This window comes from Inquilinus ginsengisoli, assembly GCF_031453975.1.
Taxonomy (GTDB): Bacteria; Pseudomonadota; Alphaproteobacteria; order DSM-16000; family Inquilinaceae; genus Inquilinus; species Inquilinus ginsengisoli_A.
In genome coordinates this window covers 39,613-53,993 of record NZ_JAVDPW010000009.1, presented here as the reverse complement: position 1 = coordinate 53,993, position 14,381 = coordinate 39,613, and the positions used below count along the sequence as shown (strand labels likewise).

The following is a 14,381-nucleotide window of genomic DNA, read 5'->3' as shown; positions in this document are numbered from 1 at the left end:
CTCTCAGGCGACCTTGCGGGGGCGGCCAGGGCCACGCTTCGTGTCGTCGGCAGGCTCGGGCTCCGGACCACGCTCCGCCGGCACAACGCCGCGCACAGCGACCGCGCCCTGCGCGTGCGCCAGCGCCGCGGCCTCGTCGCCGTCCTTCGCCTCGACCGTGATGATCTTGATGTTCGGCGTCTTTGACTCGTCCACGCCATCACCGTCCAGGTCGGCCATGACGAAGCCGCCCATGTCTGCCGTCACGTCGTAGAACATCAGACGATTCCCTTGTTGCTGTAGACGATCTTCTTGGCCCACGAGTTCGCCACATCGACTGGCTCGGCGAACGTCAGAGCCCAAGCATCACCTTCGTCGGGGCTGCGAACGCCGCGACGCTTCATGTCTTCCTTCTTCTCCAGGACGACACGCGAGTTGCTGTCATACTTGTAGCCAGGGCCAGTGATGTCGGCGTGCAGGCTGTCCATGTCCGGGATCTGCACCCCGGCGACGTCCTGCAGCCACTCCTTGCCCTTGCTCCACATCTCGGCGCGCCGGTTGAGCGGGCCACCGCCCTCTGGCGGCTCAGGCTCCAGCGGCGCAGAGCCAAAGTTCACGGCCCGCACCACCTCGCCGTATCCCATTTCCATCAGCCGATCGACGACACCCGCGCCCACGCCGCCGACGTCGATGAACATCCGCGCCGGCTTCTCAGCATCGATGACGGCCTTGCACCAGCCGGCCGTCGCCATCGTATCAAGGCCGCTCTTGCTCTCGATCTTCAGCGTCCGCCGGCCGCGGCGCCACGCCATCGATGTCCTGTCGTCGCCCATCCATGCCGGGTCGACGCCGATGACCAGTGGGCCCGAGGGCTCGACCTGGCGCTTGCGAGCCGCGGCGACCAGCGCGCCCGGGATGAAGCTGTCGTGGCCGCTGTTCTGGAACGCCTCGGCCGCGGTGGCCGGGTATTCCTGCTTGAACAGCCACGCATCCTTCAGCTCGGCGACCTTGCTGCGGCGCCACGCCATCTGCTCCATGTCCAGGCCATAGGCGCTGGCGTATTCCTGTTCCTCATCGGTGAGCGTGAAGCCGGCCGGCGGCGCCTTGCGGTACTCCGGGGTCCAGAACCACGGGATGAAGATCGCCTGGTACTCGGACTGCCCGGCCTCGGCCTTCTGCCACTGCTCGTGAAAAAACCCACCCACCCCGTTCGCCGTGCTCTCCAGGATCACCTCGGTATCCGGCATATCTGGCACCGCCTGGAGCACGCCGGCGGCGTGCGTCTCGGCGAACTGCCAGAACGCCACCTCGGACCCGTGGAACATCTGCACCGTCTGCGAGCGCCCAACCCCCTTGGTGCCCGCTGTCCCGACCTTGTAGCCGCTGTCCAGGCGATCGAACGTCAGCTCCCGGGCGTTCGCCGCGCTCGTGCTCGGCCGCACCAGAGGCGGCGTGTGCTCGTGGTAGCGCGACACCATGTCGAACAGGTTCGCCGTCGCCTCCGCCTCATGGCAGAGGATGAACACCCGGACGCCGCGGCGATGCGATGCCCTGTGGTAGTACCGGCCGCCGACGTAGGTGCTGCAGCCCTGCTGCCGCCCCTTCAGGATGATCGCCCGAACCCTGCCGCTCGCCTGGCGCTGGGCCTCCAGCCGCGTGTGCAGGTATTGCTGCGGCTTGTTCAGGACCAGCGGGTCGACCGACCCGGCCTTGGTCCGGATCTTCAGGCATTTGGCGGCGTAGTGAACGAAATCGTCCCGCAGGCGCAGCCGGATGGCGCGCTCACGGGGCGATAGCGCGGTCGCCGTCATTCCAGCTCGGACAGCGCGTCTTCGTGGTGCAGTGTCATCTCGCCGGAGTGCTCGACGGCAGCGAGCGCCGGGCGCTCGTAGCGAATGGCCGCCTTCGCGGCGTCGATGCGCAGCGCTAACTCGTGCTTCGGATCCTTGTAGACCGCCATCAGGAGAGCGTGCGCGTCGCCGTCGAAGGCGTTGGGGACAACCTCGGCGATTTTCTCGGCCGCAGCCTCCATGGCCGCGAGCGTCTCCGCGGTGCGCTTGTTCTTCGCGCCAGCCGGGCGACCAGCGCCCTCGCGCTTCCCTCCTTTCGGCATCGGCTGATTTCCTCGGATAAACAATCAAAGCGCCTGACGCCGGCCGTGACGGACTTTCGACCTCGAAATCACGGCTTGCGAACCGCTGACAGCGGCCGGATACTTGCCGAACCAGAAACGCCTATTCGTGACGGGCGGGCTGGTATTTTCAACAATACTTTTTATTGGACGAAGTATATGGAACCCTTGTTCTCGAAAGATTGCGATCTAGTCGGTTGGCTAGATCCAGGACACAACATCTTCGACACAAACATGGAGTACGTAGCGTTCATTTCCGGAGGGCACGCGTGGTCGGCGACCAGCGGGAACTGGCTCGGGAGCATCGATTACACCACGGCGCGGGATAAGCGCGGGTGTCCGGTTCTATTTTCTCCGGGTCATCCGGCCACCGGCACGTCAGTACCACCGATACCTTCTCGTCCTGCCCGTCCTTCGAGACCATCACGACCATCTCGGCCTTCAACGCCCTCCAGGCCATCGCGACAATCCACACCAGCGGGAGGATGGTCCAAATTGAGCTTCCGGGACTGGCTGGCCAGTTAGGTACAAAGAAGAGCCCGCCACGGACTCCCGGGCAGGCTCTTGAACCTGGCCTACCGCCAAGCGTTACTCAGCGGTGGCGATGCCACTGGTGGTGACGATCATGATGGCGGTCGTGATGGCGATGGTGGTTCACGTGGTGGTGATGCCTTCCGTGCCAGGTCGGGCCGGCGGCCTGAGCGACCGATGACACCACCGGCATCGCCAACAAGACACCAATTGCAAGAAGCCCCGCCTGGGCAAGCTTAGAGAACGCGGTCAAAGTCAGCTCCTGTGAGTCTCGCCATTTCTGGCTTACAGGAATGTTAGGTTTGACCTTCCCTCACCCAAGCCACGGGCCGCGGCATATTTGATGACCGTTGTAGCGAAAGGCCGCGGCGCCCGGGATCGCTTCTGAAGGAGCCGGCCGCCTTAGCTGACACTCCTCGAATGCTTGGCCGCGAGACCGCCGGACCTGAAATGAGAAGCCCGCCGCAGGATTGCCCCGGGGCGGGCTGTCGTCAGGCGGATTTCGATTCCCGACATAATGTAAGTCGCATATCTCAAACGAGATTGCAACCATCTTCTGCGACGTTCACGCCGCTTGGCGACGCGCCGCTTGGTCGGCCGCGGTCCGCCCTGCCCTGCGAATGTCGTCGGCACGCTCGTGCAGGCGCACCAGCCCGGGCACGATCCAATCAGCCCAGCGCAACGCATCCTCGATCTGCTCATGCGTTACCGCGGCGACGGCCCTGGATAGGGCAACCGCAACACGGTGGTCCAAATCGCTTAGGGCGATCCTGCAGGCGCCAATCTTCGCCCGGACGCTCACCGAGTGCCCGACATCCTCTGCTGCCAGTGCGCGGCCTCCGCTCCGAGCCACGGCGCAGGTCGGAGCGCCGATGATCTGCTCGTATGTGGCGATGAGGCCAGAATAGGTCTGCCCAGCGATCTTCAGTTCCGTTGGCGTTGGGCCTGGGATCGGCTTCTCGTCCGACCGATCCGGAAGCAGATCGCGCCGCTGCATGATCCCGAACACGTCACCGGCGTCCTGGTCCTGCCAGTTAGCACCACGGCGGGCGATGACCTCCGGCGGCGGGGGCGTCGTGTCGCGCACGACCTGGCCGCCAGGGTGGCGCGGCTTCTGCGATCTCGGGCGCCCGGTCCGGCGACGTCGTGCTTTCAACATCTACGAGTTCCTGTGGCTCAGATTGGGGAGACTCAAGCAGGCGCCGCGCTCCATGCTCACTTCCAGCCCTTCCCATGGGTCATCAGCCTCCCAAGCCGGACGAAGTAGTCGCCCCGGTGAGCCGAATTGTCCGAATAGAGGTAGAGCCAATTTGGATGAGGATCCTTGTCTTCCCAGACACCATCGATTTCGTGCGGATCGCGAGAAAACTTGATCGCGTGGGACGCGAAGTCGTTGTAGTCGACCCATACTCCGCTCGGCTGGCCCAGCGGCTTGTAGTGGCGGTTCAGGGGCAGCCAGACGTTCTTGCCGACCTTCGTCTCGTCGAATTGCTTCAGGCAGTACGGCATCCAGACGCGGAACCACTCGTCGCGCTTCATCGGTTCGCTCATCGGCTTTCTCCAATATCCGGTGATGGGACGGCACGGCAGAGACGCGGGGCGGGGGGTTTCCGGGCTTTTGTGGGTAGCCGCCACCCACTACCCCTAAACTGTCATAGGTAAGCATTACTGTCCTTTGACAGTTTTCGCGTGTTGGTGGCAGAAACCAGAGAAATCACCTGAAACCCCCCTTCCATCCCGGTCACTCCAAGTTGACCAGGGAGTAGAGGTTTCCGTTTTTATCATCCGGAAAGACTATTATTTTCATGCCACTAACGACGCGTCCCGCATTGCGGACGAGCCAGCGGCCAAGCGACTTCGACGAGATCCGTCCCCCCTGCCCGACCGCCTTCATCAGCGCGTCGTTCAGGTCTGGATAGCGTAGCTGGCCATCTCCGAAGCCGTCGGTCGCATAGCTCACGAGCGTCTTGGTGGAGTACTTCGTGCCCAGCTGGAGGCACTCCCGCCACTGTCCAAAGATCTCCTTGATCTCGACCAGATAGGGGTCCTCCTCTCGCGCCTTCTCCATGCTGGCAACCGGATCGCCTTCGCCGAGCCACACCAGGCACGACCGGATCATGTCGGACCAGACTTCATACGACCCGATGGGCGACAGCTTGCCCGGCTGTCCGGCTACGAGGTAGGCGCGGACAACCGTCAGCGCCGCAGCCACATAAGCCCCTCGGCCCGCCAGCACTCGCTCGACAGGGCTGAAATCGAACGCGCGCAGCTCCGGCCGCTCGACGCCGGCATCCAGGTTGCAGACGACCGCCCGGCGGGTCATGTCGCCGCGAAGCTGGAGGTTGTTGCCGGTGGCGAAAAAGGTCGACCGAACCTCGAAGGCTGGCGCCTCGGACCGGCCGAGAATGCGGACGCGGACGATTGGCCGCTCCACCGCCTGGCAAAGCATGTCGCCGCCCATCTCGCCGTTCACGTTGTCGATGGAGACGATCGGCACGCCGGCCATCAGGTAGGCGCCAAGGCGCTTCTCGGTCTCCTCCTCCGTCTGCCCCAGGGTGATGACCGGGCAGCGCTGCCCGCTCGCGATAACGCTGGAGACATCGACCAGGTAGGTCTTGCCGCTGCCCGCTGTGGTGGCGCGGACCGCGTGCAGGGGGGCAACCGGCATTGCTGGGCGGCAGACCGCCGTCAGGATTCCAGACAGTGCAACGGCATGGTCCACGTCGGACACGAAGGGGAATCCGGTGAGGAGGCCTTTAATCAGCTGTAGCGCCTTCAGCGCGTCATCCCGACTTGGTCGGTCCGCGATTGCCGGCATCTGAAGCCGCTTGTCCTCGGCGTAGTAGACGCGGGTCGCAGCGTCATAGCCAGGGGTCGACAGAAGCGACCCATCAAAGCGAAGGGTCGGTGTGGTGATGATGCTGATGACCTGAGGGAACCCCCATTGCCCCTCGCGGTTCAGGAGGATGCCGGCGACGTCCCGCGGTGGCTTTGTTGCCTCCCAATCCTCGGACCGGCCGTCAAACTTCTCGAACCGGATCGTCTCCGCCATCACGTCCGCCATCTCGTCGTTCGACATGGCCCGGAACTTCCCGATCAGCACGGTCTTGCCATTGGCGGCGTCGACCTGTTCGGTCACGGGGCGGACCAGCCGGCCGGCACGGACGAAGATTGGGCGCCCGGACTTGACCAGCAGTTCCTCGGTGCTGTTGACGTTTTGGTGCAGCTTGTCGTTTTCCAGACGGACCACCGGCCGGCTTTTCCCGCTGCCGCCGTCGACGCCGCCACCAGCATGTGGCTGCGGCGCCGTCGCAGGATCCCATTCAATGGCTGACGAGTGTGCCAGTTCGATCAACTGGTCACGTGTCCCGCCCCCCTCAATCCAGTTCGAGGCATCGCCCTTGTGCGGCAGCCGGGGGAGCGTCAGCACCTTGATGGACTTGACCTCGCCGTGAAGCTTGCGAGCCACGTCGTTGACGTGATCGCGGCCGGCATCATCGTTGTCGGGGAGAAGCAGGATGTCGGCGCCGCGGAACCACTTCACGAAGTGGTCAGGCCATTTGCCGGCTCCGCCCGGGTTACAGGTCGCGACGAAGCCGAGCCCACGCAGGTTGTCGACGTCCTTCTCGCCCTCGACGATCAGGATGGCCCTCGTTCCGACTGCAGCGGCGACCTCAGGCAGCCGGTACGGCAGCAGCTCGACGCCCTTCATCTTCCATACCCAACCGCCCCCGTCCGGGTCTGGTCGGCGCTGGCGAAAATCCTTCGGGTCGAGCCTCAGCACCTGAAAGGCAACGCCGCCTTCCGAATGTTCGTAGGTATATTCGGCGACGACATTGAAATTCTTGCGCGGCTGCGGCCTGGGCGCCGGGCCCGTCGCATCCTCGATGTGCAACTCTCGCTTCATCCAGTCGACCGCGTCCCGACCGCTGAGCCCAGCGCGGGCTTGGATCAGATCCAGCACGCCGCCGCCGCACATCTGCTCATGGTCGTACCATGTGCCCTGCTTCTCGCCGCCGACCTCAACCACCAGCGAGCCATGCGTTCCCCAGCGCAGCCTCTCCGGCTCCGAGAGTCTGTCGTTCGGCTGGCCGAGCAGGTGGAGCGCCACGGGCCTGATATGCTGCGCGATGTCTGCTGAATTCATGCTGACCTGTTGGTTCATCGGGCAGGGATCGCCGCAGGCGGGGCACGAAGTCGGGCTACGCGTTGCCCATGGGGCGGACGGTGCAGAGCGTGATGTGCTTCGAGACATCGACCGACCGCACGCAGTCGGTCCACGGCTGCTCACATTCAAGCCTGGTCTCGATGATGATGACCGGACGCTGGAACTGGACGGCTGCAAATGCGGCCAAGCAGTAGACCGGCGGCTCGGCGCGAGACGACACGATCACCACGTCAACGGCGGCCCGGATTGCGTCGCGCACGGAAGGCTTGTGGAAGGCCTTCGGCCCGAGAGCTTCGTCGTAGTCGTCGCCGATCATGACGATGGCGGACCGGTCGGCCGGAACAGCGAACCGCAGAGCGACCGCAGGCGGAGGGCACTGCGAGATCACCATGAATAGGGTGTCTGCGCCGTCGACGGCTTGAAGGATCGGGATCAGATGGTTGCTGCCTGAATCGCGAATGCGCTCCTGCAACCGCGGGCGTTGCTCGCGGGCATAGATGGGCGCGCGCGGGTCGATCGTGACGTGGGGGATCATGCTATCTCCATTTCGTGGGGCGCTTCGCTGCCGGGCTAGGCCACAGTCAGATTGAGCGCGCAGATCAAGGCCAAGGGATCGGGGCGGAGAGCACTCCCTTCACACGGGAGGTGTTCCCTCAACCGGATCCCCGGTGTCGTGGAGGATCATCGGCCCGCCACTTCGACTTGGATGGGACTCGGCGCCGGCGCTCGGAGCGAAGGAGGAAGAAAGCGCGCCAGGCGCGGAAAATCGCGAGCAAAACGCTCCCGATCAGCCTCATAGGCAGACTCCATGTCGGCTAGTCGGCGCTGCGAGAGGTCAGCGGCGCTGATGATTGCGAAATACTCGTCGACCCGCGGTCGCTCGACCTGGCGATACCAATAGGCGCGGGCACGAGCGACGGAGATGCCTGCCATCCTGGCCGCGCGAGACAGCCATGAGGGAACCGGCTCGTTGGCTCGGATCGGCGCCGCGATCACCGGCAGGCAGGATCGAACCTCCTCAGCGAAAGCGTCCGCTGTCATCGGGGGCTCCTGATTTCGGGATTTTCTGAAAGAACTTTTCGAGATTTCCAACGCCGTTCCACTCCATGGTCAGGGAATGGAGACGATGGTCATTCACAGGTCGATCGCAGGCGGCGCGGGAGCTGGAACCTTCCGCGCGCCGCTCCTTGTCGGATGGACGTACTCCGCAGAGAATCTGGGTGGCGAGATCGAGAGCACGTTCAGGGCGGCCTTCCGGCGTCCGGCGCCATCCCGATGCGGCCGGGGCTGGAGGGAAAGGCTCCGGCCCCGGCTCAATGCTACCGAAGCCCGCTGGCGTCATGCCTCGACGCCCCCGGCCATGGTCAGATGAAAGACGGAAGGACCAGCGATGCCGAACCGCATTCGGAAGATCATCGACACAGTCCGACGCTTGTGCGCCGGATTTGCCGCTCTCCCGCCGCACTGGAGCCGAGAGATGATGGTTGCGTGAGGCGCGACATGCGATCCCACGCGGCCAGCCATGCCCGTCATCAGGCCCGAAGATCATGAGGAGATCTCCTCGCAAGGCGTCGAATGGATGAACTCGCGCACCCTCGCCGCCACGCGGGTTCCAACGTCTCCCCCGGCCCGCAACCTGGGCACGAACTTGCCGTCGTTGACGACCTTTCGACCGAAGGTCGTCTCCTTCATGCAGGTCGCTGCCAGGAACGCGTCGATTTCCTTGAGAAGGCCGATTGTGTGCTGCATGAGGCGATCATAATGGGCAATTGCCCACTTGGCAATGGGTTATTGCATTCAACAAATCGTCCGCCAGTGTGGGCATAATCCCACCCATGGATGATCGGTTTCTCAAACGTCTGGAACAGCGGATGCTGGAGAGGGGCTTCAGCATGCGGGCGTTGTCCGAGGCCGCCGGCCTGGGACCAACAACCGTGCGTGACATTCTCAAGCGCGGTCGCAGCCCGAGCTTGGACACGCTCCGCGCGCTGGCCAAGCCGCTTGAAGTCACTGTTTCCTGGCTCACGGATGACGGAGATTCGGAACCGATTGACGCGCCCCTTAGTCCTTTCCGACGCGTACCGGTCGTTGGGTATGTCGGCGGCGGCGGGGAAGTCCGCTACCCAAAAGACTGGCCCAACAAAGATGCAATTCTGGTTGCCGGCCTCACAGGCGGCGAAGCTCTTGAGGTGCGCGGAGATAGTCTAGAACCCGTTTTTTTGGACGGGGATACGCTAATATATGGACGCCCGACAGACCTAGATCAGAATTTTCCGAGCGTCCCGTACGTTGTTAGACTGAAGGATGGGAGGACTTTTGTACGAGACCTCGCACCTTCTAAGGAAATTGGCCGCTTTACTTTGATCAGCTACAAATTCCCACCCATCTTGGATGCCGAGGTTGAGTGGGCCGCGCCAGTGGAAAATCGCCTCTTGCGAGACTACTGACGGCAAGCGCTTGTGAAGGCGATTGCCACCGGTGAGGCTATTGCCATCATGGCTCTTGACGGTGGGCAATAGCCCACACTATGATTTGCCTGTCAGCAATCGCTGACCGCCCGCTGGGGCGCCCATTGGGGAGGCACACATGCCCAGAGACGTTTTCCCGCAGCCCACGACCCGCACCATCGTTCAAGACCTGGCCGACAGGCTGGGCCTCCATGCGCGCGAGTTCAACCGCATGGACGACCACCCGGGCAAAGGCGATGAGTCCGAGGAAGAGGGCAAGGGTCGGGAGAGTCTGAAAGCGCTGTGCTACGGCAACATCGTCGCCGACCAGATCCGGCTTCTGACGCAGTTCCCCAAGAACGCGGTCGATGCGGTGATGATGCTGGCGGTTGCCCACAATCACATCGACGAGGACCGCGACAACGGCGTGATGACCGACCTCGGCGTCCAGGCGATCGAACGCGCGACCGCGTTCCTCATGGAACACCTCGGCGTCACTGGCACCGACTTCTCCGAATACATCTTCGCCGACTACATGCGGGATCGAGCGCTCGGGCGGGACGTGAAGCTCCACGCCCCCAATCTCGTTGCAGCCTGATTGGTCGGCGCCGGCATTCGCCGGCACCGCTCCCCCTCCAGCTACGAGGCCAAATCAAATGACAAAGTTCGACCGCCTCAGCACGGCCCCAACCGTGACCTCCTTCTCCGCCCCGGCCGCCCAGTTCGACGCATGGCGGAAGGCTGACGAGGCGATGACCGCAGCAGCCGCTGCTCTGGATGAGGGCGACCGGACCGATCTGCTGCGCACCTCTCGGATGAGGCTCGGGACTCGGTCTGAGCGTTCACCGCGCCGGCTGCCCTGGAAGGCATCGCCCCAGTTCGCAGGCCTGCTCCAAACCCCGGCCGACAAGATCGCGGCTCGGCAAATCCGAGACACCATGGAGAACATCGTCCGTGAGGCGTTGGCGAGGGGCATCACCCCCGCCCAGACGGCGAGCGAATTGACGGTCGCCATGGCCGACTGTCGCACGTTGCTTGTCATGGCCTGCGCCATCGGTCGATCCGCCGAAGACGGAGGCAGCCCCGCCGACATCGCCGATGCGGTGCTCTCGGCACTGAGCGCCGAAGATCCGGGCTTGCTCCGCTTCGCGCTCGCCAGCGGGAAGGCAGCGACAGTCCGAGGTGAGCAGGTCGCCGCCGAGGAAGCCTCGGCGAGGCACTAGGCCTGCGCCAATCAGACCCATCACGACCAAGACATAGGAGAACGACTATGGCCCCGCTCGACGGCAGCGCGACGATTTCGCCACCGCGTACGCGCTCATCGAAAGCGCCGAACCACATTTCCCATCCGGTCGGTAGGTCGCTGGTCGGATGCCTTATCGACGAGATGGCCGCGATGATTCCGGAGATCCAGGCGCTGGACGGGAAATTCCCAAACCCTGACACCACCGAGACCCATCTCAACACGCCCGAAGAACTCAAGATGCGCGATCGGTGGGAGTTCCTGACGTCCCGACTCGATGCGGCCGAAGAATTGCTCATGCATTGCGTGCCGCATACTGTCGAGGAAGCCCTGGCCGTGCTTGCAGTATCGCGGGGAATGGCCGTGGAGAACGAGGGGCCGTTGCCCAGACGCGCGGCCGCGGCAATGAAACTGGCGATTGCCGTTCTGAACGATCATCATCGCTTTTCCCCGGCCCTGGCCGAGCAGTATTTGCCTGAGGAATGGCGAGAGCGGGGGCTAAGCCTCGCGACCGTGCGCGAATCGCACACAGCATGATGTTCCGGGCCGGGAGGGCGCGGGCATTTACGCGATGAAGCCGCTGCCCAGACACCGCCACCGCTGGCGACAGGATTAGGCCATGATGCGCCCGCCCTCCCGGGCCCGTATTGGGCTCCCCGACGATCTGACACTTGCGGAAGTGGCTCGTCGTCTCGGAAAGTCTTCCCGCTGGCTGCAGGGCCGTCTTGCCGAGGATGTGCGGCGGGCGCCCGGGCACCAGCGGCTGCAGCACCACCACTATGTCGGGGCAAGCCGCCGATGGGACGAACAAGGGTACCGGGCGCTCCGGATGGCAATCCGGGACGAAGACACCGCAAAGCGCCGGCGGGTCCTCGAGTCGTCGAGCGGGCCGGCCATTGGTATGTCGTCGGCACTCTTCGGGTCGACGGACGCTCAGTCCGCATTCGACGCAGTACAGAGCTTCAGGCCAGGCCAGAGCACCGCGACGATGCCGAAGCCCTCAGGGACAAGTGGTGCACCGCCCTCCGGCGGGAGGTCGTCCACGGCGTCCGGCCGACGGTCGCATTCTCGGTTGCGGCTTATCAGTACCTGAACAGGACGCGCGCTCGGCCGCTCAATGGCTTCGATGTGGCAGTGGTCCAGGAGATGACGCGCAAGTTCCCGCGGGACGATCTGGCCGGCATCAGCGACGAGCGATGGAATCGGTTCATCGACAAGCGCCAGGCCGGCAACCTGCCGCAGACCCGCGAACGCTACCTCGATGCCGTCTTCACCTTCCTGAACTGGTGCGCCGAGGAGCCCAGGGTATGGCTACAGCGGCTGCCGGCGATCGACAGAGACAACGAGGCCCGCAAGCCGAAGACGCCCAGCCGGCGCCGCGTGGTCGACCTGCGGGCGGATCTGATCGCCCTGATGATCGACCAGGCCGGATGGCACCTGAAGCCTCAGCTTGCGGTCGAGTGGTCCACCGGCGCGCGGGTGAGTTCCATCCTGCTGGGCTGCAGGATCTGCGACGCCATCCTCGCGCCGGGCCGAGGTCAGATCACCTTTCACGACACCAAGAACGGCGATTCGGTGACGGCAGCGCTGCACGATTGGACGGTCCAGATCGTCATCGACTACCTGCAGCACCGCGGCCCTGTCCGCGACCGCGAGGCGCCGCTGTTCGTCACGCCAAAGCGGAAGCCCTACAGCCGCCGCGGCCATGACGCCGGGACCGGCGGCCAGAACAAGGCGGCCTATCGAGGGATGCGCTGGCGCACCGTCAAGACGCTCCTCCGCCGCTCCGTGTGGGCCCGGCGCGCCGGCGACCTGCCGGCGGCCCTCCAGCTTCGCCAGGACGCCCGCTTGGTCGCCCAGGTCACCCAGCACTGGTTCCGACACATGCTGTCGACCTCGCTGCTGTCACGCGGCACAGACCTTCGCACGGTCATGTCCCAGGGCGGATGGCGGGATCCGCGGTCGGCGCTGCGCTACGCGCACACCGTCTCCAGCGTGCAGCGAGCAGCGGTCGACGGCCTTCCGATCGGCGGTACACCGGGGACCGAGATTGACCCATTTTTGACACATACGGCCAGGCCGACCCGAAAAGCGTAGGTAAATCAACAGGCCCGGCACCAGGGCCCCCGACGTTGACATCGTAGGGGTCACAGGTTCAATCCCTGTCGCGCCCACCACCGGAACTCCAGGATTTCCAAAGTTTAGAGAGCCCTCCCCTCTGGGGGACCAGCTCCGATGCGCGGATGTTCCGCCGTCGTGCGCTCATCCTGACCCCTCGACCGCTCAGCTTCGGCATGCAGGTGGTACGGCGTCCGCCTGCCGCTATGATCCATGCGCCATCTGATCCTGCACCTCATGCGCCGATCCCTAGGCTGGGCTGAGCGGCGTGAACCGAACACCGAGGAAAGACCATGATCGAGGTCGTTCAGGCCTATGACCGCGTCCCCTTCGCCGAGGTGCCGTCGGACGACGCCGGCGCGCTGGAGGCCAAGCTGGCGGCCGCCCGCCGGGTGTTCCTGGACCGCGACGGATGGCTGCCGCCGCATCAACGCATCGCCATTCTGCGCCGCCTGGCGGAGCTGCTGGCCGGCAAGGTCGACCATTTCGCCCGGCTGATCGCGCGCGAAGGCGGCAAGCCGCTAACCGACGCCCTGGTCGAGGCACGCCGCGCGGTCGACGGCGTGCAGAACGCGGCGGACGAGCTGCGGAACTTCGCCGGCCGCGAGATCCCGATGGGCCTGACCCCGGCGAGCACCGGGCGCCTGGCCTTCACCATCAAGGAGCCGATCGGGGTCGTCGCCGGGATCTCCGCCTTCAACCACCCGCTGAACCTGATCGTGCACCAGGTGGTGCCGGCGATCGCGGTGGGTTGCCCGGTCATCATCAAGCCGGCCGCGACCACGCCGCTGAGCTGCCTGGAATTCGTGGCGCTGGTGCGCGAGGCGGGGCTGCCGGAGCCGTGGTGCCAGACCTTCCTGCCCGAAGGCAACGCGCTGGCGGAGGCGCTGGCGACCGATCCGCGCGTGGCATTCCTCAGCTTCATCGGCTCGGCGCGCGTCGGCTGGCACCTGCACAGCAAGCTGGCGCCGGGCACCCGCAGCGCGCTGGAACATGGCGGCGCCGCACCCGTGATCGTCGATCGCAGCGCGGATCTCGACCGGGCGATCCCGTCGCTGGTGAAGGGCGGCTACTACCATGCCGGCCAGGTCTGCGTGTCGGTCCAGCGCATCTTCGTCCATGACGCGGTGAAGGCCGAGTTCGTGACCCGCTTCACCGCGGCGGTCGAGGCCCTGAAGGTCGGCGACCCGCTGCTGCCGGCCACCGAGGTCGGGCCGCTGATCCTGCCGCGCGAGGCGGACCGGGTGCTGTCGTGGATCGAGGAGGCGAAGGCCGGCGGCGCCCAAGTGCCCACCGGTGGCACGCGCCTGTCCGACACCACGCTTGCCCCCACCGTGCTGGTCGAGTCGCCGGCCGGCGCGAAGGTGTCGCGCGAGGAGGTGTTCGGCCCGGTGACCTGCGTCTACGGCTTCTCGGAGGTCGCAACCGCGATCCAGGCCGCCAACAGCCTGCCGGTGGCCTTCCAGTCGGCCGTCTTCACCCAGGATCTCGGCTTCGCGCTGCAGGTGGCGCCGCGGCTGGATGGCTCGGCGGTGATGATCAACGACCACACCGCCTTCCGCACTGACTGGATGCCCTTCGCCGGCCAGCGGCAATCCGGCGCCGGCGTCGGCGGCATCCCCTGGACGATGCGCGAGATGACCCAGGAGAAGATGATCGTGTTCAAATCCTGAGGGGAATAGGCCTGGGCGCGGCGCCATGTCGCGCCGGGATTTCCACCCGGGATCTTAGCCTGAAGCCGATCCGCCGCACCGCCTTGACGGG

The 14,381-nt window shown here is 65.0% G+C and carries 16 protein-coding genes; 7 read left to right on the top strand and 9 right to left on the bottom strand.

Annotated features, from left to right (window positions below):
- Positions 1-3: 3 nt before the first annotated feature.
- Genes E9232_RS24225 through E9232_RS24215 form a run of 3 tightly spaced genes read right to left on the bottom strand, consistent with a single transcriptional unit; the run spans position 4 to position 2,092 of the window.
- Positions 4-258, bottom strand: a complete 255-nt coding sequence (locus E9232_RS24225) for a hypothetical protein (RefSeq protein ID WP_309798363.1) — start codon at positions 256-258, stop codon at positions 4-6.
- Positions 258-1,790: a terminase large subunit gene (locus E9232_RS24220; protein ID WP_309798361.1), complete on the bottom strand. Its 1,533-nt coding sequence runs from the start codon at positions 1,788-1,790 to the stop codon at positions 258-260. The genes E9232_RS24225 and E9232_RS24220 overlap by 1 nt, the downstream gene beginning before the upstream one ends.
- On the bottom strand, positions 1,787-2,092 hold the full coding sequence (locus E9232_RS24215) for a hypothetical protein (RefSeq protein WP_309798359.1): 306 nt from the start codon (positions 2,090-2,092) through the stop codon (positions 1,787-1,789). The genes E9232_RS24220 and E9232_RS24215 overlap by 4 nt, the downstream gene beginning before the upstream one ends.
- Before the next feature lie 177 nt (positions 2,093-2,269).
- Here E9232_RS24215 and E9232_RS35865 point away from each other — a divergent pair, with 177 nt between their 5' ends.
- Positions 2,270-2,635, top strand: a complete 366-nt coding sequence (locus E9232_RS35865; protein ID WP_374710650.1) for a 4-fold beta flower protein — start codon at positions 2,270-2,272, stop codon at positions 2,633-2,635.
- A gap of 571 nt (positions 2,636-3,206) precedes the next feature.
- Here E9232_RS35865 and E9232_RS24210 read toward each other — a convergent pair.
- From E9232_RS24210 to E9232_RS24185, 6 genes are all read right to left on the bottom strand, one after another.
- The gene (locus E9232_RS24210; protein ID WP_309798357.1) at positions 3,207-3,728 is read right to left on the bottom strand and encodes a hypothetical protein; all 522 of its coding nucleotides are present in this window, start codon (positions 3,726-3,728) and stop codon (positions 3,207-3,209) included.
- A gap of 128 nt (positions 3,729-3,856) precedes the next feature.
- Positions 3,857-4,192, bottom strand: a complete 336-nt coding sequence (locus tag E9232_RS24205; RefSeq protein ID WP_309798355.1) for a hypothetical protein — start codon at positions 4,190-4,192, stop codon at positions 3,857-3,859.
- A 190-nt stretch (positions 4,193-4,382) separates the two neighbouring features.
- Positions 4,383-6,806, bottom strand: coding sequence for a hypothetical protein (locus E9232_RS24200; protein ID WP_309798353.1), 2,424 nt, complete (start codon positions 6,804-6,806; stop codon positions 4,383-4,385).
- A gap of 37 nt (positions 6,807-6,843) precedes the next feature.
- Entirely contained in the window at positions 6,844-7,344 is a 501-nt protein-coding gene (locus tag E9232_RS24195; RefSeq protein WP_309798351.1) for a hypothetical protein, read from the bottom strand.
- A gap of 146 nt (positions 7,345-7,490) precedes the next feature.
- A complete protein-coding gene (locus tag E9232_RS24190) occupies positions 7,491-7,850 on the bottom strand; it encodes a hypothetical protein (protein ID WP_309798349.1) in 360 nt (119 codons plus the stop codon).
- 504 nt (positions 7,851-8,354) lie between these two features.
- Positions 8,355-8,558: a hypothetical protein gene (locus E9232_RS24185; RefSeq protein ID WP_309798347.1), complete on the bottom strand. Its 204-nt coding sequence runs from the start codon at positions 8,556-8,558 to the stop codon at positions 8,355-8,357.
- 86 nt (positions 8,559-8,644) lie between these two features.
- Here E9232_RS24185 and E9232_RS24180 point away from each other — a divergent pair, with 86 nt between their 5' ends.
- The 6 genes from E9232_RS24180 to E9232_RS24155 all read left to right on the top strand — a co-directional run bounded on the left by E9232_RS24180 (position 8,645) and on the right by E9232_RS24155 (position 14,290).
- A complete protein-coding gene (locus tag E9232_RS24180) occupies positions 8,645-9,256 on the top strand; it encodes an XRE family transcriptional regulator (protein ID WP_309798345.1) in 612 nt (203 codons plus the stop codon).
- 139 nt (positions 9,257-9,395) lie between these two features.
- A complete protein-coding gene (locus E9232_RS24175; RefSeq protein ID WP_309798343.1) occupies positions 9,396-9,854 on the top strand; it encodes a hypothetical protein in 459 nt (152 codons plus the stop codon).
- Positions 9,855-9,912: 58 nt separating this feature from the next.
- A complete protein-coding gene (locus E9232_RS24170; RefSeq protein WP_309798341.1) occupies positions 9,913-10,479 on the top strand; it encodes a hypothetical protein in 567 nt (188 codons plus the stop codon).
- Between the two features lie 47 nt (positions 10,480-10,526).
- Entirely contained in the window at positions 10,527-11,036 is a 510-nt protein-coding gene (locus tag E9232_RS24165) for a hypothetical protein (RefSeq protein WP_309798339.1), read from the top strand.
- 609 nt (positions 11,037-11,645) lie between these two features.
- Entirely contained in the window at positions 11,646-12,596 is a 951-nt protein-coding gene (locus E9232_RS24160) for a tyrosine-type recombinase/integrase (protein WP_309798337.1), read from the top strand.
- Positions 12,597-12,910: 314 nt separating this feature from the next.
- Positions 12,911-14,290 carry an aldehyde dehydrogenase family protein gene (locus E9232_RS24155; RefSeq protein WP_309798335.1) on the top strand — a complete coding sequence of 460 codons (1,380 nt, stop codon included), beginning with the start codon at positions 12,911-12,913 and terminating at the stop codon, positions 14,288-14,290.
- The last annotated feature ends 91 nt before the right edge of the window (positions 14,291-14,381 follow it).